This window comes from Enterovirga sp. (assembly GCF_035325185.1).
In the GTDB taxonomy this organism is placed as follows: domain Bacteria; phylum Pseudomonadota; class Alphaproteobacteria; order Rhizobiales; family Beijerinckiaceae; genus Enterovirga.
Map to the genome: position 1 here is coordinate 88,974 of NZ_DAOLAJ010000002.1, position 20,744 is coordinate 109,717.

Annotated in this window: 23 protein-coding genes and 1 tRNA gene; 6 read left to right on the plus strand and 18 right to left on the minus strand. The window is 67.0% G+C overall.

The window, feature by feature from the left end:
• Positions 1 to 134 precede the first annotated feature (134 nt).
• The 3 genes from PKD06_RS00865 (at position 135) to PKD06_RS00875 (ending at position 2,437) form a co-directional block, all read left to right on the plus strand.
• Entirely contained in the window at positions 135 to 1,241 is a 1,107-nt protein-coding gene (locus PKD06_RS00865; protein ID WP_324376789.1) for an alpha/beta hydrolase, read from the plus strand.
• Positions 1,242 to 1,473: 232 nt separating this feature from the next.
• On the plus strand, positions 1,474 to 1,932 hold the full coding sequence (locus PKD06_RS00870) for a DUF2721 domain-containing protein (protein ID WP_324376791.1): 459 nt from the start codon (positions 1,474 to 1,476) through the stop codon (positions 1,930 to 1,932).
• Between the two features lie 73 nt (positions 1,933 to 2,005).
• A complete protein-coding gene (locus PKD06_RS00875; RefSeq protein ID WP_324376793.1) occupies positions 2,006 to 2,437 on the plus strand; it encodes a hypothetical protein in 432 nt (143 codons plus the stop codon).
• Positions 2,438 to 2,509: 72 nt separating this feature from the next.
• On the opposite strand, the gene PKD06_RS00880 is transcribed toward PKD06_RS00875, so the two are convergent.
• The 5 genes from PKD06_RS00880 to PKD06_RS00900 form a co-directional block, all read right to left on the minus strand.
• Positions 2,510 to 4,129, minus strand: coding sequence for an outer membrane beta-barrel protein (locus PKD06_RS00880; RefSeq protein WP_324376796.1), 1,620 nt, complete (start codon positions 4,127 to 4,129; stop codon positions 2,510 to 2,512).
• A 241-nt stretch (positions 4,130 to 4,370) separates the two neighbouring features.
• Positions 4,371 to 4,910 carry an HdeA/HdeB family chaperone gene (locus tag PKD06_RS00885; protein WP_324376798.1) on the minus strand — a complete coding sequence of 180 codons (540 nt, stop codon included), beginning with the start codon at positions 4,908 to 4,910 and terminating at the stop codon, positions 4,371 to 4,373.
• 75 nt (positions 4,911 to 4,985) lie between these two features.
• The gene (locus PKD06_RS00890) at positions 4,986 to 5,735 is read right to left on the minus strand and encodes an outer membrane beta-barrel protein (RefSeq protein ID WP_324376800.1); all 750 of its coding nucleotides are present in this window, start codon (positions 5,733 to 5,735) and stop codon (positions 4,986 to 4,988) included.
• 153 nt (positions 5,736 to 5,888) lie between these two features.
• Positions 5,889 to 7,025, minus strand: coding sequence for an AraC family transcriptional regulator ligand-binding domain-containing protein (locus PKD06_RS00895; protein ID WP_324376802.1), 1,137 nt, complete (start codon positions 7,023 to 7,025; stop codon positions 5,889 to 5,891).
• 663 nt (positions 7,026 to 7,688) lie between these two features.
• Positions 7,689 to 7,765: transfer RNA gene (locus PKD06_RS00900), tRNA-Arg, on the minus strand.
• A 151-nt stretch (positions 7,766 to 7,916) separates the two neighbouring features.
• Between PKD06_RS00900 and PKD06_RS00905 the strand changes: the two genes are divergently transcribed.
• On the plus strand, positions 7,917 to 8,438 hold the full coding sequence (locus tag PKD06_RS00905; protein WP_324376805.1) for a DedA family protein: 522 nt from the start codon (positions 7,917 to 7,919) through the stop codon (positions 8,436 to 8,438).
• A 100-nt stretch (positions 8,439 to 8,538) separates the two neighbouring features.
• Here PKD06_RS00905 and PKD06_RS00910 read toward each other — a convergent pair whose 3' ends face one another.
• The 3 genes from PKD06_RS00910 to PKD06_RS00920 all read right to left on the minus strand — a co-directional run bounded on the left by PKD06_RS00910 (position 8,539) and on the right by PKD06_RS00920 (position 10,090).
• Complete coding sequence (locus tag PKD06_RS00910) at positions 8,539 to 8,940, minus strand: hypothetical protein (protein ID WP_324376808.1); 402 nt, start codon at positions 8,938 to 8,940, stop codon at positions 8,539 to 8,541.
• Positions 8,941 to 8,990: 50 nt separating this feature from the next.
• A complete protein-coding gene (locus tag PKD06_RS00915) occupies positions 8,991 to 9,365 on the minus strand; it encodes a hypothetical protein (protein ID WP_324376810.1) in 375 nt (124 codons plus the stop codon).
• 119 nt (positions 9,366 to 9,484) lie between these two features.
• Positions 9,485 to 10,090 (minus strand): YidB family protein, encoded by a 606-nt coding sequence (locus PKD06_RS00920; protein ID WP_324376812.1) that lies wholly within the window; start codon positions 10,088 to 10,090, stop codon positions 9,485 to 9,487.
• 149 nt (positions 10,091 to 10,239) lie between these two features.
• Here PKD06_RS00920 and PKD06_RS00925 point away from each other — a divergent pair, with 149 nt between their 5' ends.
• The gene (locus tag PKD06_RS00925; protein ID WP_324376814.1) at positions 10,240 to 11,106 is read left to right on the plus strand and encodes a C40 family peptidase; all 867 of its coding nucleotides are present in this window, start codon (positions 10,240 to 10,242) and stop codon (positions 11,104 to 11,106) included.
• Here the strand turns inward: PKD06_RS00925 and PKD06_RS00930 are convergent.
• From PKD06_RS00930 to PKD06_RS00970, 9 genes are all read right to left on the minus strand, one after another.
• Positions 11,103 to 12,062, minus strand: coding sequence for a glyoxylate/hydroxypyruvate reductase A (locus PKD06_RS00930; protein WP_324376815.1), 960 nt, complete (start codon positions 12,060 to 12,062; stop codon positions 11,103 to 11,105). The two genes, PKD06_RS00925 and PKD06_RS00930, sit on opposite strands and share 4 nt — an antisense overlap.
• On the minus strand, positions 12,059 to 13,375 hold the full coding sequence (gene deoA, locus PKD06_RS00935; RefSeq protein ID WP_324376819.1) for a thymidine phosphorylase: 1,317 nt from the start codon (positions 13,373 to 13,375) through the stop codon (positions 12,059 to 12,061). Before deoA ends, PKD06_RS00930 begins: the two co-directional genes overlap by 4 nt.
• Positions 13,376 to 13,408: 33 nt before the next feature.
• On the minus strand, positions 13,409 to 14,233 hold the full coding sequence (locus PKD06_RS00940) for an NAD(P)-dependent oxidoreductase (protein WP_324376820.1): 825 nt from the start codon (positions 14,231 to 14,233) through the stop codon (positions 13,409 to 13,411).
• On the minus strand, positions 14,223 to 15,056 hold the full coding sequence (locus PKD06_RS00945; RefSeq protein ID WP_324376822.1) for a purine-nucleoside phosphorylase: 834 nt from the start codon (positions 15,054 to 15,056) through the stop codon (positions 14,223 to 14,225). Before PKD06_RS00945 ends, PKD06_RS00940 begins: the two co-directional genes overlap by 11 nt.
• 5 nt (positions 15,057 to 15,061) lie before the next feature.
• Positions 15,062 to 15,520, minus strand: a complete 459-nt coding sequence (locus PKD06_RS00950) for a cytidine deaminase (RefSeq protein ID WP_324376824.1) — start codon at positions 15,518 to 15,520, stop codon at positions 15,062 to 15,064.
• A gap of 27 nt (positions 15,521 to 15,547) precedes the next feature.
• Complete coding sequence (locus PKD06_RS00955) at positions 15,548 to 16,285, minus strand: hypothetical protein (protein ID WP_324376826.1); 738 nt, start codon at positions 16,283 to 16,285, stop codon at positions 15,548 to 15,550.
• Between the two features lie 154 nt (positions 16,286 to 16,439).
• Positions 16,440 to 16,568, minus strand: a complete 129-nt coding sequence (locus PKD06_RS00960) for an ABC transporter (RefSeq protein WP_324376828.1) — start codon at positions 16,566 to 16,568, stop codon at positions 16,440 to 16,442.
• Positions 16,569 to 16,804: 236 nt separating this feature from the next.
• Positions 16,805 to 17,389: a protein-S-isoprenylcysteine O-methyltransferase gene (locus PKD06_RS00965; protein WP_324376830.1), complete on the minus strand. Its 585-nt coding sequence runs from the start codon at positions 17,387 to 17,389 to the stop codon at positions 16,805 to 16,807.
• A gap of 29 nt (positions 17,390 to 17,418) precedes the next feature.
• A complete protein-coding gene (locus PKD06_RS00970; protein ID WP_324376832.1) occupies positions 17,419 to 18,645 on the minus strand; it encodes a hypothetical protein in 1,227 nt (408 codons plus the stop codon).
• Between the two features lie 243 nt (positions 18,646 to 18,888).
• On the opposite strand from PKD06_RS00970, the gene PKD06_RS00975 reads away from it, so the two are divergent.
• Positions 18,889 to 19,392 carry a L,D-transpeptidase gene (locus PKD06_RS00975; protein ID WP_324376834.1) on the plus strand — a complete coding sequence of 168 codons (504 nt, stop codon included), beginning with the start codon at positions 18,889 to 18,891 and terminating at the stop codon, positions 19,390 to 19,392.
• A 174-nt stretch (positions 19,393 to 19,566) separates the two neighbouring features.
• Here PKD06_RS00975 and PKD06_RS00980 read toward each other — a convergent pair whose 3' ends face one another.
• On the minus strand, positions 19,567 to 20,355 hold the full coding sequence (locus PKD06_RS00980; RefSeq protein ID WP_324376836.1) for an outer membrane protein: 789 nt from the start codon (positions 20,353 to 20,355) through the stop codon (positions 19,567 to 19,569).
• Positions 20,356 to 20,744 lie beyond the last annotated feature (389 nt).

The window sequence follows — 20,744 nt, forward strand, 5'->3', positions numbered from 1 at the left end:
GCGTCGACGGCGGCTCGATGGAGCCGCTGTCCGGCAGGGATCATGAAATGCGTATCTTGGGGACCGCGTTCGGTACGAGGCTCGCGCAGCGTCTGCTTGTTCTCCTCTCATGCATGAGGGCCGGTCCGGCCTGCATGCTGGTGTTCCTGCTCGCCGCCTGCGCCTCCCGGCCGGAGGTGGGCTTCCTCGCGCCGGTTCCGGCGCTCAACGACGGGTCCACGGCGCATACGATCCTGGTCGCCACGACGCGCCGGAGGGATGAACGGCCCGGCACCTTGTTCAACGGCGAACGGTCCCAGGACCTCGATTTCGCGCGGATCGCGGTCTCCGTTCCGCCGAACCACCAGGAGGGCGAGATCGAATGGCCTTCGACGCCGCCGGGCGATCCGCAAACGAATTTCGTCGTGCGCCAGGCGGGCTATCTCAAGGGAGAGAGAGCCTTCGTCCAGGCACTGAACGCGCAACTGGCGTCCCGGCCGAAGGGGCAGCGCCGGGTATTCCTCTTCATCCATGGCTACAACACCATGTTCGCGGAGGGGCTCTATCGGTTTACGCAGGTCGTCCATGACGCCAAGGCGCCGGCGGTTCCCGTCCTTTTCACCTGGGCGTCTCGCGGTGAACTCTCCCAATATGTCTATGACAACAACAGCGCGACGGCGGCGCGGGATGATCTCGAGCGGCTGATCCGGCTGATCTTCGCCGCCGATGTCGACCAAGTGAACATCCTGGCGCATTCGATGGGGAACTGGGTGACGGTCGAGGCTCTTCGCCAGATCAAGATCTCCGGCAGGTTGCCGCGAAATGCGTCGAAGCTCGGCGAGATCATCCTCGCGGCGCCGGACATCGATATCGACGTGTTCAAGGCGCAGATGCGCCGGTTCGGCAAGCCGAAGAAGAGCTTCCTCATCGTGCTGTCGAAGGACGACAAGGCCCTCGGCCTGTCGAGCTTCCTGGCGGGAGGGGAGACGCGGCTCGGCGACGATGCGAACACGGCCGAGCTGGCGGCGTTGGGCGCGACGGTGATCGACATGACCCAGGTCGAAGGGCTGTCGGCGATCGATCACGACAAATTCGCCCGGCTCGCCGCAATTGCCCCGCAACTGCGCCATGTCCTCGAACGCGGGACGATCTCCCGGCAGTTCTCGGAACGGGCGCACGAGGCGACCGCCAATTCGCTCGAAGCCATCGTCCAGTTGCCGATCAAGATCATTTCGGCTCCGCTCCAAATCGGCGGACATTGAGAAGCGCCCGTTCGCGGGGAACGCAACGGCGACCCGGAGGGCAGCCCATCGCGACCGGGTCCAACGGGAGCGCCGATCCGCGACGATCGGCTGCGCCGGTCGGCCTGCTTTGCCTTCCGGCCGGGAGCATGGAGAATGCGGCTGCTGGCGCTCCGAGGCAGGCGCATGCCGTCACGCTCGAGGAAGCAATGCCGCAGGGACACGATTGAGCAGCGTAGCGAGCGAGGCAAGGATGGACGCGCCGGGCATTCTGAGCGAGATCACGACCAATACCTCGGCGGAGGAATTGGGACGGCTGATGGTGCGCGCGACCGCGCCGGTCTTCCTGCTGAGCGCGGTCGCCTCCTTCATCAGCGTGCTGTCGGGGCGCCTGACCCGCATCGTCGATCGCATCCGGTCGATCAACCGGATCCTCGAGGACGATACCGCGAGGCTGTTCCTCAAGGAGGATCTCCCGCGCCTCCAGCACCGATCGCGGCTGGTCCGCAAGTCGATCATGCTGGCGCTTCTCTCCGGCGTCGCGACCACGTTCATCGTGGTCTTCATGTTCTCCGGCGCTTTCATCGGGATTGCGCATGCGTGGGGCGCGGCGATGCTTTTCACGGCCGCGCAGGTCCTGTTCGCTGCGTCACTCGTCTACTTCGCCCTCGAGTTACGCGTCGGGTTCACCGATTACGACAATTACGAATAGCCGATGCGATGCCGAAAGCGCATTCCCTGCATGGGAAAGCATGGGTCGGAGCGGTTCAGGCGAGGGGTATCACATGATTTGGACGAACGACTGGCTCCTGGGCCTGCCGTTGCTCGTTTCCACAACCGTCATACATGTAACGGCATTCATGATCGTGACGAAGACTTTAATCCCGGAGATCAAGCCTTCGGCCAGGAAAATGGTGACCTTCAATGTTTCCGTTGCGATTCTCGCATTGTTCGCTGCGGTCCTCCATGGTGTCGAAGCATTCCTGTGGGCGCTGCTCTATGTGTATGTGGGTGCCCTGTCCAATCTTTCCGATGCAACTCTCTATTCGCTGGGAGCGATCACGAGCTATGGCCACGCGCCGGAGCTCCTCCGCCCCGATTGGCGGCTCGGCGGCGCCATTGAAGCTGTCAACGGACTCATTCTGTTCGGCCTGACGACCGCCTTCTTTTTCGCGGCGATCCAGAATGCCTGGCCGGACAACTCGAAGGCGCATTAGCGGCGCCCCCGTCGAACGCCGGCCGCGGAAGCTCGCCGGCGTTTCGTCGTCATAGGACTCCGCGCGGCCGGGTCAGAACTTCACGCCGAGCCCCGTTACGGGGCCGTGCATGACGGCGTTCAGGCCGGAGCGATGGAGGCCGCTGCCTTGCTCATAATCGGCGTAGAGTGCGCGGTAGCCGATCATGCTCGTCCAGTCGAGGCCCGCGAACCGGAAGTCGTGCGTATAGGCTGCCTCTGCCTGCCACGAGAACTTGCTGCCCGCGCCGAAGCCGCCGACATCGCCCTTCACATAGAAGGCATTGGTCGCATCGATCTGCTGGCGCAGGCGCAGGCCGACGAGCGGATCGACCCACGACATCGTGCCCGACTTCGCAATCGCGCGATACCCGATCTGCGTGTAGCCGAGGTTGGCGAGGCTGGCCGCGCTCACGGTGTCGAGCGAGAGATTGACGCCGACATTCCAATAGCGCACGCCCGCGACCGCATCGATCGCCGTGAAGGCTTCGGGCGCGCCCGCATAGCCCCAGCGCGCCAGCTCGAACGTGCTCCCGCCTTCGAGAATGGCGATGTTCAATTTCGTGTGCGCCTTTGCGGCGAGCCCGAGGGTGGCGTCGGCGATCGGGTTGCGCAGCACCATCGACGAGCCGGCGAACCGGATCTGCGCCCCGACGAATTCGCCGTAGAACGACAGCGGCCCGTTGCGGATCTCCGTCTTGGCCGCGATTTCGAGCGGGAAACTGCTCGCCTTCGTCAGGATGTCGACGAAGCTCGCATCGACATTGGTCGCCTGGCCTTTCGCCGTCGACGAGCCGTTCAAGCCGGTCGCCCAGGTATAAGGGATGAACGACATCTCCCAATCGCCGAACCGGACGCGGTCCGACGCGGCCGGCATAGCCGGTGCGAAGGCGGAAGCCTGCGAGCCCTCCGCAGAGGGATCGCCGAACCGGTAATTGAGGCCCATGCGCACGCTGCTGCCGTTGAACCGTGTGCTCGTCGTAAAGGCCGTCCCGAGTCCCCGTCCGGTCAGGGGATCGGTATGCGTCAGGGACCCGGATGTCCGCATCGATCCGAGGTCGTAATAGAGATATTCGAGCTTCGCGCTCAGATTCGGCGCGATCGCCATTTCGGCACCCGCGCCGAGGGTCCAGCCCGTCAATTGCCGGGAGCCCGAGGCACGCGCGGTGTCGGAGGTGAGGGCCGACGGGTCGAGCGACTGGATCATCGTCGTGCCGACGCTGGCGTTGCCATAGGCGAGGCCGCCGGTCACGTAGCCGAGGATGGTCGGGGTGATGGCGTAGCCGAGGCGTCCGCGGACCGTTCCGAAGGTCCGAAGATGCCGGCGGACATCGGCCATCGTGAGAGCCGCCGCGCCTGCGCCGCCCTCCGGCACGATCGAGTTGTAGCCTCCCCGGCCGGCGATGCCTCCGCCCTGGATATCCGCCTCGACGCCGAGAACGACAGGGCCAGTCTGCCAGTCGTAGCCGATCTGCCCGCCGCCGAAGAAGCCTTCGAGGCCGGTGCGGACGCCCCCGGTCGCGCCGCGGGCCGAGGCTGCCGACCAGTCCTGGAGGATGGTCGTGTCGTAGAGAGGGGAGCCGGCAATCCCGGCCCCCCTCGAGCCTTCCCAGGCATAGCCGTAGTTGAAGCCCATATGGAGGCCCTGCCAGGTGAAGGTCGGCGGGGCCGCCACGAGCGCTGGCGCCGTCCGTGCCGGCAGGTCCGCCGCATGCGCCGGAGCATATCCGCATGCAAGGACTGCGAAAAATGCAATCAGTCCCTGCGGCCTGTTGACGGAATTCATGACGCGCCCCGCGAGAGTCTCAGGCAATTCACCCTGCCTGGAGGAACACCACATTTGGCCTGCAACACGCTATCTTTTTCCGCAGGAAGGGAGGCTCACGCGAACAGGCGGGCCGAACGCGATCGCCCGATTAGCGCCAGATCTCCTTGACGGCGGCCATGAGGCTTTCACCCTTGTGGCCTTTGCAATAGGCGACGATCTTCTCCGAGTTGCGGCGGGTATAGCGCGGATCGACGTTGGTCAGGTTCTTGGTGGACATGAACCAGCCGCCCATCCAGGACGCGACGAGGAGGTGCTCCTCGCCCTTGGTCTTGAGAAACTGGCCGCAGGTGATCTGGGCCGCGTTGATCGCCGTCGGGCCGCCTTGCTGCGTCTGGGCATTGTCCATGGCGGCTTGCAGACCGGCCATGATGTTCGCGCTCGGATTGGCCACGCACCACCCCCCGACATTCGCGACGTTCCGGCGATAGCCCTCGAGGTTGATCACCGTATTTCCGAGCCGCTGGTTGAACCAGCCGCTCATCCATGCCGCGGTGGTCTGCGCGGCGATCGGATCCATGGCGTTGTAATCCGCGCAGCTCAGCTTCGCCATGTCGAACGTGACCTGAGCCTGAGCCGGCGCGCAGAAGGAGGCCGCTCCGAGGAGCGCAAGCAAGATCGTTTTTTTCACTGTGAGGTTCTCCGGATGGAAATGAGACGAGGCGGCAAGGCCCGGCAGGGGCCCGACCACGGATGACGTGGAGGATCAGTATCGTGCGACGGTCGGAGCCGGCGCACTGAAGAAATGATAGGACAGAGTCGCGCGGACGGCGTTTTCGGTCAGACGCGCATTGCCGCCAGGGTTAAAGCCCCAGGGTCCGGTATTGTTGTTCGTGCCGTAATCGCTGTAGCGATACTCGATTCCTGCCGACCAGTTCTGCTGGAAAGCATATTTGATGCCGCCGCCCACGGTCCAGCCGGTGCGCGATGAAGACCCGGCGCCTCCCCAATTGTAGTTCCACTGGCCATTGTAACCGACCCCGGGGCGCGCCCCGAACGCCGCGCCGCCGGTCGCGTAGAAGAGCACGCGGTCGACGGCATAGCCGAGCGTGCCGCGTATCGAGCCGCGCAACGAGCCTGCCGCCACCGTCGTGCCTTCGAGGTCGCCTTCGAGACCGACGACCATCGCGCCCATCTGGTAGTAGCCGCCGACATGGCCGCCGCCGATGAAGCCGCTCTTGTTGTTGGCGCCGTTGTTCCGCCCGTAGAGCAGGGCGGAGGCGACGACCGGGGCTGCCGGCGCGAGAAGATAGCCATACCCGTTATAGTTGCCGTTGTTCGAGATCTGATCCCAGGCGGCGCCGGCCTGCAGGCCGACGTAGAAGCCTGTCCAGGTGAATGCGGGCGGCTGCGGCAGAAATGCAGGCGGGCCGCTGCGAACCGGGAGATCGGCAGCCATGGCGGCCGTACCGAGCAATACGCCACCGAGCGCGGCGGCCGTGGAGAGAAGTTTCATTGATGTGCCCCTGATTCCTGCGCGACCTGATGCCGCCATCACCTGTGCCGCAGCCATCGCATGCTGCCGCACCGGTGCCCCTGACCTCGACGGACTCGGAATTGACGGATTGCGACATGCCGTTGCTCGGAGCGACTCTGTTGCAGAATGACATCAGGGATCGCCCCGGTGCTTCTCCGCCATTCGAGAGCCGATTTCGCCGGCCCGCGTTCTGCGCGAAGCTCGTCCGGTTCTCAGTGCGGGGATATCGAGAACCCGCTGCGCGTTGCGCCACACGCTAGGAGTCAAGCCGAATTTCTGACGGAATGCCCGCGTGAACGCGCTCGCGTCAGAATAATGAAGGCTGGCCGCAATCTCCATTAAGGTCAGGTTGGTCGTTCGCAGCATTTTTTGTGCAGCCTCGAATCGTGCGTGCTGGACGAGATCATGCAATGTTACGTTGTCCTCAGCCAACCGCCGAGCTATTGTCCGAGGATGAACGCCGAACATCTGAGCAATTGTGGCGGTGCTAACGTGTTTTTGGCGGATCAGTCCGGGCAGGATTCGCCTGATTTGCTCAGCCATCGAGCGCTCCGCGAGAGCTCCGTCCCGCGCAAGGAGGTATTGAAGAAAGCGATAAAGTATCGGGTCCGAATTCTTGGGCGGCAGCTCAAGGATAGAGAAGTGGAAATCGATCGCAGCCTCACAAGCATTGAACTTTATCGGCGTGCCGGAAAAGTAATGCTGGAAGAGAGCCGGATCCGCCGGAATCCTCCGCGGCAGACGGATCTCGATCGGGGTAAAACCTTGGACCGCTCGTCGCAGGATACCGAAGCCAATGGCGATGGCTGCGTCGCAGATCTGATCGATGCAGCATACGTCAGGAGCTGTGACGGAGTAAGACAGCGTGATGACGCCGGCCTCCAGCGCCAACCCGACGACGGCTCCGCTATCGACCCTGTTCATGGATGCGACGAGAGCTTCCAGGCCGGCTTGCGCCGTGGGCGCGTACTGCATCAGAAAGCCGGGCAGGCCCAGATCGGGAGGTGCCATGCCGACGAGCAGACCAAAATGCTCGCAACTCGATTGACTCACCGCGAGCCGGAACAATTCGTCGATTGTGGCATAAGGAACGAGTGCTTCAGGATCGTTGAAGATCGACGCCGATAAACCGACTTCACGCAGGGTCGATTCGAGGTTGAGTTCCAGTGATTTGAACACCGATGGAATCGCGCCGACATTTCCGATGCGAAGAGTGGCCGACGTTGCCGTCCTGGGAGTTTTTCTTGGTATTTCCAAAGCTTCGGCCATGAAAAACTCGGCTTTCCTTCACCGGTCGAGACACAAGCTGTTCCACGCCTTGTTCAATCGAAATCGTGGATCAGCCGTCCCGGAGCGAAGCGCCGCCCGCCGGAGCGGCCGTCGCCCATGCTGCTCCCACCGAGGCACGGCACGAAATTCTCATGGCTGTTTCCCTTTCCCCCTCTCTAGGATCCGAAGGGTGCATTAGCGGCAGTTGGCAGGTAACCTGCATTATAGCCGCAGAAAATCGGCGCCTCTTGCCATAAGACGACAAAAGACCGGCAATTATGGAGGAGGTGCTCTGCGAGGTGGTGTAGGAGCATCGACCCTTGGAAGGGCCTGCAGGGGGGCGGGAGGCTATTAATGCGTCAGGTTGAGAGGGCAAACATGGATATCGTTGGCTGGCGTTTCATGTTTTCGATCGATCAACTTCTTTCGCGTCCGGGTAAACCCGTTGACGATCGGCGCATTGTATGCATGCTCTCCTCGGTCGCACCTTCGGCTTGTGCATGATGGTGCGGGCGGGCGGAGAGGTTGCCGCCGCCCCGCTCATGCTCCCCTGCGAGGCTGGAGGGTGTGATTCCGGTGGGCAGGGCCGGTACAAGCGACTGTGAAACATTGGGACGAGGACTCGTCCCACCTTGCTGTAAGCTCTTTGAAACGCCAAGCTTTTGGCCTCCCGGAAGGGAATCGAACCCCTGACCCCAGGTTTAGGAAACCTGTGCTCTATCCTGCTGAGCTACCGGGAGGTGGCTGGCATGTCGCCTGTATGGGCCGAGGCGGCGTCGGGTTCAAGTGCATCCCGATCCGCGCGCGAGACCGCGCCGGCGCGGAAGGGGGCCTCTTGACCACGCTTGCGCCCTCATGGTGCGGCAGACACGCGATCCCCGGGGCCCGACCATGAATTTCGACCAATATGCCCAGCCGGTGCTGGATTTCATCCGCCAGAACCAGGGCTGGGGTCCCTTCATCGTGGCGGCGCTCGCCTTCGGCGAATCCCTCGCCGTTCTCTCGCTCCTGATCCCCGCCACGGTGATCCTGTTCGGGATCGGGGCGCTCATTGGCGGGGCGGGGCTTCAGTTCTGGCCGATCTGGATCGGCGCGGTGATCGGAGCCTTCCTCGGCGACTGGGTGAGCTACGAGGTGGCGCGCTATGTCGGACCCGCCATCCAGCATTCCTGGCCGCTCAACAAGCGGCCGGACCTGATGGAGAAGACCGAGGCGCTGACGCGCCGATACGGCGCCTGGGGCGTCTTCATCGGCCGGTTCTTCGGACCTTTGCGGGCGCTCGTGCCGCTCGTCGCCGGGGTCTTCCTGATGCCGCGCCCGATCTTCCAACTCGCCAATCTCGCTTCCGCCCTCGTCTGGGCGACCGGCATCCTCGCCCCGGGGGCGGGGCTGCTCGGGTGGCTGAACAGGTAGAGGATGCCGGGGAAGCGGATTCCGGTTTTCCGACAGCAGCGGCCCGCAACGGCTCGGGAGCAGCCCTCGTGCCGGATGCCGTGCGTCGGATTTCAACCATTCAGGAGGCGAGGCGGTTCGGAGGCAGGGTTGGGGGGACGTCGTCCTCCTCGTGGCAGCGGATGGCGAGGCCCAGATTGCGCCACGCCTTCCGGCGCCGGTCGAAGAGATAGAGATAGGCGAGGTCCGTCGGCTGCCCGTTGATGAGGACCTGATGATTATAGGTGTCGATGGGCCGGATCTCCGCCTCCTCGACGATCGTGCGCACGGCGCGCCGGTCCTTGCACGGCGCGCAGTAATATTGCGTCTCGGTGCCCGCGGGCAGATGGCGCAAAGCCTCCTCCGCCTCGGGCCGCGGCATCCAGGCGCAAGTCTGCGCGAGGGCCGGCGTCGCCGCCAGCGCAGAGAGGCCCGCTGCCGCCCAAATGGCCGCCCGGGCGGCCTCCCTTGCCGTCGCTCTCAATCGCCACACCTCCGGGGACCGGTTGTCGGTCCTCCGTGCCGCGTGCGCGCTTATTTGTCCACGAGCGAGGCGGGCAGCGTCTTGTCGTTGTCGATGTCGTCGAGGCATTTCACCAGCCGGCCGAGATTCGTCCAGGTCTTGCTGCCCTTCTGCTGCACGAAGAGATAGGCGAGGTCGACGCCCCGGCCGTTGAGCTGGACCTGATAGTAATCCGTGTCCACCTGCTTGGACTCGGCCGTCGCGACAGTGATCTTGCTGGCTTTCTTGTCGCTGCAAGGCCGACAGAATTCCTGCACGTTCGATCCGACCCCCAGATAGGTCAGCGCCTTTTCCGCCACGGGCTTGGAATTCCATGAGCATTGATCGGCAAGGGCCGGCGTCGCCGCGATCACGAGACAACCGAGGATCAGGCTCACGCGTGTCATGAATGGCGTCTCCGAGGGAGCGCTCCGCCCCCGGGATGGGGAGAGGGCGCGCGCACATAATCCCCCCATTGTTTCCGTCCGACGACGTCGGACGGAAACGGCCCGTCTCGCCTCCGCCCTCACCAGTGGGAGCGGTCCTTCGGATCCGGGAGGGTGCCGCCGGGCGTCAGCTTGTCGACGACCTCCGGCAGCACGCCGGAGAGCTGCTGAAGCAGCGTGTCCTTCGGAATGCCGGTCGCCTTCGACAATTGCTCGAGCATTTCAGGCCCGATCGCCTTGCCGAGATCCTGGGGAGGGACCTCCTTGTTGTCGCCGTCGCCGATCCACGAATCGACCTTGTCCCCGTGGCCGCCGGAGCGGAGCGAGCCCAGGATCGAATCGAGGCTCGGGAGCCCCGCGAGGATGCCGCTCTCGATCTTGCCGCCGGGGGCCGGGGCGGGGGAGGGCGCCTCCTGCGACGAGGAGCCGCCGAAGAGCGAGCCGAGGCTCGGAAGTCCGGCGAGGATGCCGCTTTCGATCTTGCCGGACGGCGCGGGCGGGGGCGCCGAGCCGGCATGGGAATCGCCGGCCGGGGCGCTGGACCTGCCGAAATAGGAGGTGGCCATCTTGGCCGCGAGCAGCATCAGGAGGGCCTTGGTGAGCGGCGAGGTTCCGCTGCTGCTTTCCTTGCCGCTGTCCTTGCCGCCACCCGTGACGCTGCCGATGACGTCGTCGAGAAGTCCCATCTTCGTATCTCCTGCCCTATCCCTCGCGGGCGAGACATGGTGCCTCGCCGCGCTCCGTTCCAGATCGCGAGACGACGACATCCGGCCGGACCGCGCAAGCCCTGTTGACCGCGGGCTGCGGCGCCGACATGAGGCGGCAGGAGATGGAGATGGCGGAATTCGACAAGCGCGTGACCGCGGCCCGGCCGGATCTGGCCGATGAACTCCTGCGCGGCCGGATCGCCGCGGAGCGCTACGCCGCCGCCCGGACGGCGCGCGTCGCCGCCCCCTCCGCTCCCCTGCGCCGCGAGCCGAGGCCCGATGCGCCGCTCGATACCGAGGCGCTGATGGGGGAGGCTGTGCGCGTCTTCGAGGAACACGAGGGCTATGCCTGGGTCCAGCTCGAAGGGGATGGCTATGTCGGCTACCTGCCGGACGCGGTCCTCGCGCCCGATGCTCCCGCGCCGACGCACTGGGTCCGGGCGCTGCGCACCTTCGTCTATCCGGGCCCGGACCTGAAGCTGCCGCCGCTGGCCTTCCTGAGTCTCGGGGCGGGCGTGGCCACCTCCGGCGAGGCCGTGCGCGGCTATCTTCCGCTCGCAGGGGGCGGCTTCGCCTGGGCCGCCCATCTGGCGCCTGCGGCCGAGGTGGAGCCTGATCCCGTCGCGGTCGCCGAGCGTCTGGCCGGGACGCCCTATCTGTGGGGCGGCAAGACGAGCCTCGGCATCGATTGCTCGGGCCTCGTCCAGCTTTCCCTCGCCGCCGCCGGCATCGCGGCCCCGCGCGACAGCGACCAGCAGGAGGCGGCGTTGGGCGAGGAGATCGCCTGCGGCCCCGGCTTCGGCGGGCTTCGCCGCGGCGATCTCGTCTTCTGGCGCGGCCATGTCGGCATGATGACGGACGGGAGCCGCCTGCTCCATGCCAACGGCCATCACATGGCCGTCGCCGCCGAGCCCCTGGCCGAGGCCGCGGCGCGGATCGAGAGAGCCGGGGGAGGCCCCGTGACCCGCATCCGCCGCCTGCTTGGCGCGGCTTAATATCCCCGGCCCGGATCGACCGCATTGACGAAGGCTTCGCCCGCCTCGTGGCGGCGGATCTGGCCGGCAATGGCGGAGGCGATGGCGTCGGGATCGCTCATGGCCGCGTTGTGCGGCGTGACCTGCACCGCCGGATGGCTCCACAGGAGCGAAGAGGCGGGCAAGGGCTCCGTCTCGAAGACGTCGAGCGTCGCCGCCTTCAGCGTGCCCTCGCGGAGCGCGGCCAGGATGTCCGCCTCGACCTGAAGGCCGCCCCGGCCGGCATTGATCAGGATCGGGCCGCCGAGCCGCCCGTCGCGGGCGAGCCGCCCGAACAAGCCCGCATTCAGGACGCCGCGGGTCTCGGGCGTCAGCGGCAGGAGCACGACCAGAATGTCGGTGCGGGAGAGGAAGGCGTCGAGTTCCGCCTCCCCGGCATAGGTCGCGATGCCGTCGAGACGGCGCCTGCTCCGGCTCCAGCCCGCGACGTCGAAGCCCATGACCTTGAGCTTGCAGGCCGCGTCCCCGCCGAGCACGCCGAGCCCCATGATGCCGACGCGCACCTCGCGGGCGGCCGGCTGGTCGTCGTCGTCCTCCCAGATCCCGCGCGCCTGGCGCTGCGCATAGGTCCAGCCCTTGCGCAGATGCATCAGGCAATGGAGCACGACATATTCGCTCATGCGCTCGGTCAGGTCCCGGTCGACCACGCGCAGGATGGGAGCCGAGGGCAGGCCGGGATCGCCGACGAGGTGGTCGACCCCGGCCCCGAGGGAGAAGATGGCTTCGAGATTCGGCAGGCCGGCGAGGCTTCCCGGCCGGTGCTTCCAGGCCGCGGCATAGCGGATCGAGGCCGGGTCGAAGCTGTCCTCGCCCGTCACGATCGCGCGGTCCGGCAGCAGCCGGCGAAACCTGTCGAGCCAGGGCGTAGGGTCCCAATCGGTGATGGCGAGGAGAAGGGCGTCGGGGCGTTCCGTCATCCGGCGTCGATCCGTTTTCCGATGAGAGGGCGTGCAGGGGGAGGCTCGGCGCCGAGCCGGTAGGCGGCCCGCACGGCGACGGCCGCCGCCTCGGCCTCGGCCTCGGAACGGGCATGGACGAGGGCGAGGGGAGAATCGGCCTCGAGGCGCGTGCCGGTGCCGGCGAGATCCGTCAGGCCGACCGCGTGGTCGATGGAATCGCCCGCGCGGACCCGGCCGCCGCCCAGGGCCACGACAACCATGCCGATCGCGCGCGTGTCGATGGTCGCGACGATCCCGGGCCGCCCGGCCGGGACGGGGCGCAGGACCGGCGCCCTCCGCAGATGCGTTTCGGATTTCTCGACGAGATCCGTGGGGCCGCCCAGGGCCGCGACCATGCGCCCGAAGCGCTCGGCCGCCGCCCCCGATTCGAAGGCAGCCTCGATCCGGGCCCGGCCCTCCGCCTCGTCCCGCGCGAGGCCGCCGAGCGCCAGCATCGCGCCGCCGAGGGTGACGGTGACCGCGTGGAAGCGCGGCTCGCGCCTCCGCCCGGTCAGGTAGTCGAGCACATAGGCGGTCTCGAGCCCGTTTCCGGCGGCGGAGGCGAGGGGCTCGTCCATGTCGGTCAGGTAGGCGAGCGTCCGCAGCCCCGCCCCGGCGGCGACCGCCGTGATCCGCTCGGCCAGGGCCTGCGCCTCGTCCGGGCCGGCGAGGAAGGCGCCGGAGCCGGCCTTGACGTCCATGACGAGCGCGTCGAGCCCCGCCGCGAGCTTCTTCGAGAGGATCGAGGCCGTGATGAGGTCGAGGGATTCGACGGTCCCCGTCACGTCCCGAATGGCGTAGAGGCGGCGGTCGGCGGGGGCGAGATCCGGCGTCTGGCCGATGATGGCGCAGCCCGTCTCGCGGACGGCCCGCCGAAAGCGGTCGAGAGACGGCTGCGAGGCGTAGCCCGGGATCGAATCGAGCTTGTCGAGCGTGCCGCCCGTATGGCCGAGGCCCCGGCCTGCGATCATCGGAACGAAGCCGCCGCAGGCCGCGACGGCGGGGGCGAGGGCGAGGCTCACCGCGTCCCCGACCCCTCCGGTCGAATGCTTGTCCAGCACCGGGCCCGGCAGGTCCCAGTCCAGCACGGCGCCGGAGCGCGTCATGGCGGAGGTCAGGGCCACGCATTCGGCGAGCGACAGGCCGCGCAGGCAGATTGCCATGGCGAGGGCGGCCGCCTGCCCCTCGCCGACGCTGCCGTCGGCGAGGCCCTCGACGAAGGCTGCGATCTCGGCCGGGGCGAGGGCGCGCCCGTCCCGCTTCGCCCGAATCGTCTCCTGCGGCAGGAACATGGGAAAGGCCGCCGCCTCAGGAGCAGAGGCGGCTCACGCCCGCGTCCAGCCCATCTTGACGTAGGCGCCGCCCTGATGCGCCTCGATCACCGGATCGCCGCTCGTCTTGTCGCCGACCGTCCCGGCATAGCCGTCGGCCGAATCCTCCGGCTGCCAGCCGATCAGGTCGCGGGCATCGCCTTCCCACCAGGTCATGCGGCTGTTGTGGGAGGCGCCCCAGATGACGCAGCAGCCGACCTGCGGCGCCAGCACGGCCCGCTCGCAGAGCCGCACGAGATCGCCGTAGGAGAGCCAGGTCGCGAGCATGCGCGCATCGACGGGCTCAGGGAAGCACGATCCGATCCGCACCAGCACGCTCTCGACGCCGTGCTTGTGCCAATAGAGGCGCCCCATCATCTCGCCCCAGACCTTGGAGGCGCCGTAATAGCTGTCGGGCCGGTAGGGGCTGTCCGGGTCGATCGTGGTCGAGCGGGTGTGGAAGCCGATCGTGTGGTTGGACGAGGCGAAGACGACGCGCGCGCCTGCCGCCCGCGCCGCCTCGTAGATATTGTAGAGCCCCTGGACATTGGGGCCGAAGACCTCGTCGAAGGGCCTCTCGACCGACGTGCCGCCGAAATGCAGGATCGCGCCGCAGCCCTTGGCCAGCCGGGCGATCGCGGCGCGGTCGAGGAGATCGGCGGCCTCGAAGGTCGCGCCCGCAGGCACCTCGTCCGGGAAGGGCGCGATGTCGGTGAGCCTGAGCTGCCAGCCCTTCGCGGCGAGTTCGCGCGCCAGCACGCGGCCGAGGGCGCCGGAGGCGCCGGTGAGGAGGACGGGCGCGGCCGGCCGGGTCTCGCCGCTCGTGTCTTCAGACATCATCCAATCCTGCCAGGAAGGTGGCGAGCAGGCGCCGCAGGGTCGGAGCGGACCCGGCGGCGAGCGATCGCGTATCGGTATGCGTATGGGCGGCCTGGGACAACTGGACACCCGCGGCCATGTTCGTCACCAGCGATATCACCGCCACGCGCAGACCGTAATAGCGCGCGAGAATCACTTCCGGGACGGTGGACATCCCGACGACGTCGGCGCCGAGCAGCCGCGCCATGCGCACCTCGGCGGGCGTCTCGAAGCTCGGCCCCGAGAACCACATATAGACGCCCTCGTGCAGCGTGACGCCGCAGGCGGCCGCGGCGAGCTTCAGCTTCCGGCGCAGCCGCTCGTCATAGGCGTGGTCCATCGGGACGAAGCGCCGGTCTCCGGCATCGCCGATGAGGGGATTCAGGCCCGAATAATTGATGTGGTCGCCGACCAGGACATGGCTTCCGGGCCGGTAGTCGAGCTTCACCGAGCCCGAGGCGTTGGTGAGGATGAGGGGAGGCGCGCCCAGCGCCGCCGCGACCCCGATCGGGACCCGCATGGCCGCCGCGTCGCCCGTCTCGTAGTAATGGGCCCGGCCCTGGAAGATCAGGACGCGCTTGCGCTCGATCTGCCCGGCGATGATCCGGCCCGCATGGCCCGAGACGTCCGAGCGGGGGAAATGGGGCACCTCCGCATAGGGGAGGGCGATCGCGTCCGTCATTCCCTCGGCGATGCGCCCGAGGCCGGTGCCGAGGACGAAGGCGCAGTCGAACCGGCCCGAAATGCCGCTTCGCGCGAGCCGGGTCAGAGCCTCGGCGATCTTTTCGTCATGAGGCGTCGTCATGAGGTTCAGGGGCGCAAGTCGCGGGCGGCGAAGGAATGCGGGAGAAGATCGGCCGCTTCGACGGTCCGGCCGATTCCCCCCGGGCCCGCGCAATGGACCAGCGCGCCCGGCAGGGCGAACTCGACGATGCGCTGGCGGCAGGCGCCGCAGGGCGCAAGCCCCGCCTGCGCCTCCCCGCCGAGGATCAGGATCGCCCGCAGCCGCCGGCCTCCGCCGGCGACCATGGCCGCGATCGCGCCGGCCTCGGCGCAGGTCCCGACAGGATAGGAGGCGTTCTCGACGTTGCAGCCCGCGAAGATCCGCCCGTCTTCGTCGAGGATGGCGGCGCCGACGGGGAACTGCGAATAGGGCGCATAGGCGTTGGCGCGGGCCTCGGCGGCGGCGGCGAGCAGGTCACCGAGGCAGGGATCACCGAGGAACGGGGCGCCGGGCTCCGCGGAAGCGCGGGGAGGCCGCGCCGCCATCGGGATGCTTCGGGCGCGGAGCCGCGCTCAGAGAGAGTTCGGCGGGATGCTCGACCGGCCGCCGTTGAGCCGGCGCAGGGCCGCGATGTAGTTCGGCGGCGTCTGGAGCGTGGAGGTGTCCGAGCGCAGGCCCATGTAGCGGGCGATGTCCCCGACGAAGGAGTTGCAATTATAGACCGTCGCGCTCCAGAGCGGCGTCGAGCGCTGCATCTGGCGGATCTTGGCGACGACCTTGTTGTAGTCGGCCTCGTTCATGGTGACGCGATAGCGATTCGAGATGTACTCGTCCTCGAGATCGCCGTCGCTCGGCCCGGTCTCGGACGGCACCGGCACCAGATGGCCGATCATCCACGGCACGGAGCTTTCCCCGGCCGGATGCAGGCCCGCGACCTCCCGCGAGATGATTCGGCCGCGGCTGTCGAGCCGGCCGAAGGCGGCATAGGTATGCCCGTAGCTCAGCGCATAGCGGGAGCGGAACTCGATGAAATAGGCGCCCGGAGCGGCGGCGACCGCCCTTCCGTGCCGTCCGCGGGGATGGCTGGCATAGGCTGCCGCGGACGTCAGGGGAGCCGCATCCTGGGGAGAGGCCAGCGGATCGACGAAGCGCTCCGGCACCCCGGAGGCGGCGCCTGCCCGTGCGGACTGGTAGGTCGACGGGTAGCGGTCGTCGGCATGGGCCGCCTGGGGGCTCAGGGCCGCGGCAAGGGAAAAAACGACGAGGGACAGGAATCCCTGGAGGGCATGCTTGCCCTGGAACTTGCGCATCTGACGCTCCGCAGCCGATGGGCCCGATGCTGGCCGTGATGCCACTCGCCCTGGCGGACGGTCCGGCCGGCCATCTAGGTACGCAACACGATGAAGCAACAAATCGGAAAACAATATGGTGGGAGGGCTGCGAGCAGCCCTCCCACCTTGGGCATCAGCCCTTGGTAACGATCGCAGCCGGAGCCGGCGGCGGCGGCGGCGCCTTGCCCTTGCCCTTGCCGAGGCAAGCGCCAGCGCTGAGGACGATGCCGGCAACCGCGGCGATCGCGAGAGCCTTCTTCATGGGAAACCCCCTTCTTGGTAAACGGGACGACACCTGGTGTTTCGCTGGTACGCAGCACTGGTATCGCGATGAAAGCTATAGGCGGCGACGCGATAGGCTCTAGTGCGAAAAAGCCACAGTGGGGCTCGGGCTTGGGGTCTTCGGGCGGAATGCAGGCGGCAACTGGCATTCAGGGTAAATGGCTGCTGCACCTGTTGCGTAAAAACGTAGCAAAAAAGCGACATTCTTCCCCGGCTTCAGTAGACCCAAGGAATCAGCCGCGCCGTCCTCGCCGAGTAGGCGCGGTACTCCTCGCCGAAGGCGTCGAGCATCATCCGTTCCTCGCGGCCGATCCTGAAGGCGTAGAGGGTTCCGAATCCGGCGAGGCCCGCGAGGCCCGCCACCCAGTTCGGCAGGAGCAGGGCCTGGGCGACCGCCCAGAGCCAGAAGGCCGTGTACATCGGATGGCGCACCCGCGCGTAGACGCCGCTCTGGATGAGCCGGTGATTCTCGCGCACCTGGAGCGAGACGGACCAGTTGCGGCCGAGCGCCTGGTGGGTCAGCCGGAACATCACGAGGGAGCCGATCGCGGCGAGCAGCCCGAGCCAGGCGAGAGCCGGCAGGAAGGGCCTTTCGGCCGCGGCCGGAAACCCCGTCGCGACGTAGAGGAAGGGAATCAGCCCGAGCCCCGACAGCGAGATCGTCAGGAGGATCGTCTCGCGCAGGTCGCGGGAATTGAGGGAGACGGGCGTGCGGCCGGAGCGGCGCTCGTGCGGCAGCCGGTTCACGTACCAGAGCACCGCCAGCAGGCAGAAGACGATCTTGGCGAGGAGAGGCGTCATAGGGGGGTCCGTCTCGCTTGGCGCGCGTCTCAGGGCAGCCTGTCCAGCCCCGGCCGCGCGGCATAGGGCGGGGGGAGGCGGCGGACCAGGGAGCCGTCCGCGGCGACGCAATCGGCCGCCCCCTCCGGCGCCCGCGCCAGGACCTCCAGGGGACGCGGCCCGCAGACGAGCATGAAGTAGTCGTAGATCGTCCGCAGGTCGTTGGCGCTGACGAACTGGTTGTGGACGCGCAGCAGGTTCATCCTGATTCGCCGGTAATAGCCGGGATCGAGCATCCTGCGGATCGAGACGAGCCGCACGAGCGGCCCGCGCAGGCCGGCGCCGAGGCCGCGCACGGGGTGGAACTTGTGGAAGTTCATCACATCCGCATAGGCTTGGTAATCCACCCAGGCGAGGCCCTCCGCGGCGCCGACGCGCCCGAGCCTGTCGCGCAGCGCGCGGGCGGCCCGGTGCAGGCCGAGCTTGGGGATGGAGGAGCCGACCGTCGCGAGGCTCACCGTCGCCCCCGATCTGCCGAGCGCCGGGTCCAGGGCCAGCGCCCGGTCGGCGATCTCGACGGCGAGGACGGCGCCGAGGCTGTGGCCGAGAAGGAGGACCTCGTCGACGTCCTCCCGCCTCGCCGCCTCGACCACCTGCGCGGCGAGGCGGCCGAGCCGGGCGGCGAGGACCGGATCGGGATCGCGGATCTGCTCTCGGGCGAAGATCCAGTCGTCCAGGAGATGGTCGAGCCGCAGGCCGCGGCGCGCCCATTGCAGGAGACCCGCGAAGACCGCGAGTCCAGCGAGGATGCCGATCGAGATCCCGCCGGCGAGCCCCGCCGCGACGCGGCCGGCGAGAAGGGCCGCCGCCGCGAGGAGCGCCAGGAGAACAATCGGGTACAGGAGGAACAGCGCGTAGCGCCAATTGTGGCGCATATAGCGGGCGAAGGCTCCCCCTTGCGCGAAATCGGCGAGGGCGAGGAGGCCGCTTGCGAGGCGCCGGGGCGCCGGCAGCCGGTCCAGCCGCGCCATCACATCCTCCCAGCGCAGCCATCTCACCTCGGTCTCGACCGACCAGTCGGGACCCGAGGTCGTGACGTGCCAGGTCGCGACGTCCTCCTCGAGGGCCAGGGGACCGGCTTCCGCGGCCAGCCCCCAGCTCGTGCGGAAGCGCACGAGCTCGCGCGTGAAGCGGCGATGAGCCGTCTGCGCCGACATCGGATCGTAGCCGGCGATATGGAACACGAGGCGTCGCGCGACGGGGTCGGTCATCGGCATCGGGGCTGTCGAGGCGACGTCCTTCACCATATCGGGACGGAATGTCCAGAGCGGTGGAACGGACCGGCCGGCTCGGCCGTTCTGCCCATGCTCAAGCTTGATCCAGGAAGGAGCGCGGCGTGGCGATCCTGCAACGGATGGGCGGGAACGGTCCGGGAGAAGGCCGTCGCCCTTGCGTGGCAGGTGCTCACGAAATTAGGCCGCAACATTCTTGGGTTGGCCTGACAGGTGATCAGGGGGAATTTGGACATGCGTAACGCTGTTGCCGCCGCGGCCATGCTGACGGGGCTGCTCGCCACGGGCGCCGAGGCACGGGAGGTCGTGCGATTCGATTCATCCTACGAGCCGGGCACGATCGTCGTGCGCAGCTCGGAGAGGAAGCTGTATCTCGTGACCGATTACGGCTCCGCCGTGCGCTATCCAGTGGCGGTGGGCCGCCTCGGCAAGCAATGGTCCGGCACCGCCTTCGTCGCGGGCAAATACGTCAATCCCGCATGGTCTCCCCCCGACGAGATCAAGCGCGACAAGCCGAGCCTGCCCAGGGTCATTCCCGGCGGCTCGAAATCCAATCCGATGGGCACCCGCGCGCTGGTCCTGGATCGCGGTCAATACGCGATCCACGGCACCAACAATCCGAAGTCGATCGGCACCTTCGCCTCCTATGGCTGCGTGCGGATGTTCAACGCCGATATCCAGGACCTCTACGATCGGGTCGGGGTCGGGACGACGGTCGTCGTGACGCGCTGATCCGAAGCGCCCTAAGCAGAGACGAAAACGCGCGGCCCTCGGGCCGCGCGTTTTTTTGCCTGAGGCGGACAATAAAAAACGGCACGCCGCCAGAAGCGGACGCGCCGTTTTCATGTCTTGACGACCTCGCGCGAAGAGTGAGCGCTCTTCGCGCGAGGCTGTTCCAGCGGAGGCCTACCAGGAGCTGAACTTGTAGTTGATGCCGCCGCGAACCGTCTGGTACGAGAGGTTCCGGTCGCGGGTGCTGACGGTGTAGGCGGTCGGCGCCCCGTTATAGAACTCCGTCGCGTCGATCTGCTTGCCCTTGCCCAGGTCGATATATTGGTACTCGAGCTTCGCGGACCAGTTCGGCGTGATGGCGTATTCGACACCGGCGCCGACGGCGTAGCCGGCCTTCGTCGTGTTCCTCGACACGTTCGCAAAATAGAGATTGCGATCGTTGTAGTCGAAGCCGGACTTCACGTCGCCATAGGCGAGACCGCCCGTGGCGTAGACCAGCCAGCGGTCGAAGGAATAGCCGAGGCGGGCGCGGAGCGTGCCGAAATAATCGAGCTGGGACCGGCCGGTATAGAGATAACCCGAGGAGGGAGAAAGGAACGAGTTCCGGCTGTTCTGGATGGACGAGCCCTGGAAGTCGGCCTCCAGGCCGTAGACCAGCGCGCCGCTCTGGAAGTTGTAGCCGATCTGGCCGCCGCCGAAGCCGCCTTCGAGCTTCCGGCTCGGGACGGAGTCGAAGAGGTGGAAGGCGCCGTTATAGGTCTCGACATAGTTGCGGTCGGACTTGTCGCCCCAGGCATAGCCGCCGTTCACACCGGCATAGAAGCCGGTCCAGGTGAAGACGGGAACCGCCACGTAGGGAACCGGGGCCGGAGGCGCGGAGCGCATCGGCAGGTCGGCAGCGAGGGCTCCCGAAGCGGAAGCGGCGGCCGCAAGGGCCGCAAGGGAAACCAGAACTCTTTTCATAAAGGAACTCCTTAGCGTTGGATCGCCAACACCCACCAGGCTCTTAAAGCCGAATATGGTTGACGTGGCAATGGTCAAACTGTGCTGCGGCAGGCTAGAAACAATCTTGATGCGAGCTGTTGCCTCAATGTGACAGGCTTGTAGAGGCGCAATCCTCGAAGCAGAGTGGATGAATTCTGCATCATAACGAGTGATGCTCTACAAACGCTTAAAAGAACGGAGACGCTTGGCTCCGTCTTCATAAGGTTACCATTTCGTGACGATTGCCCCAGCGCCGCAGGGTTCCCCGGGCATCCGCGTGGACTTCACAGACGATTGAGGCGGCAAAAAGACTTGGTCGGAGTGGCAGGATTTGAACCTGCGACCCCCACGTCCCGAACGTGGTGCGC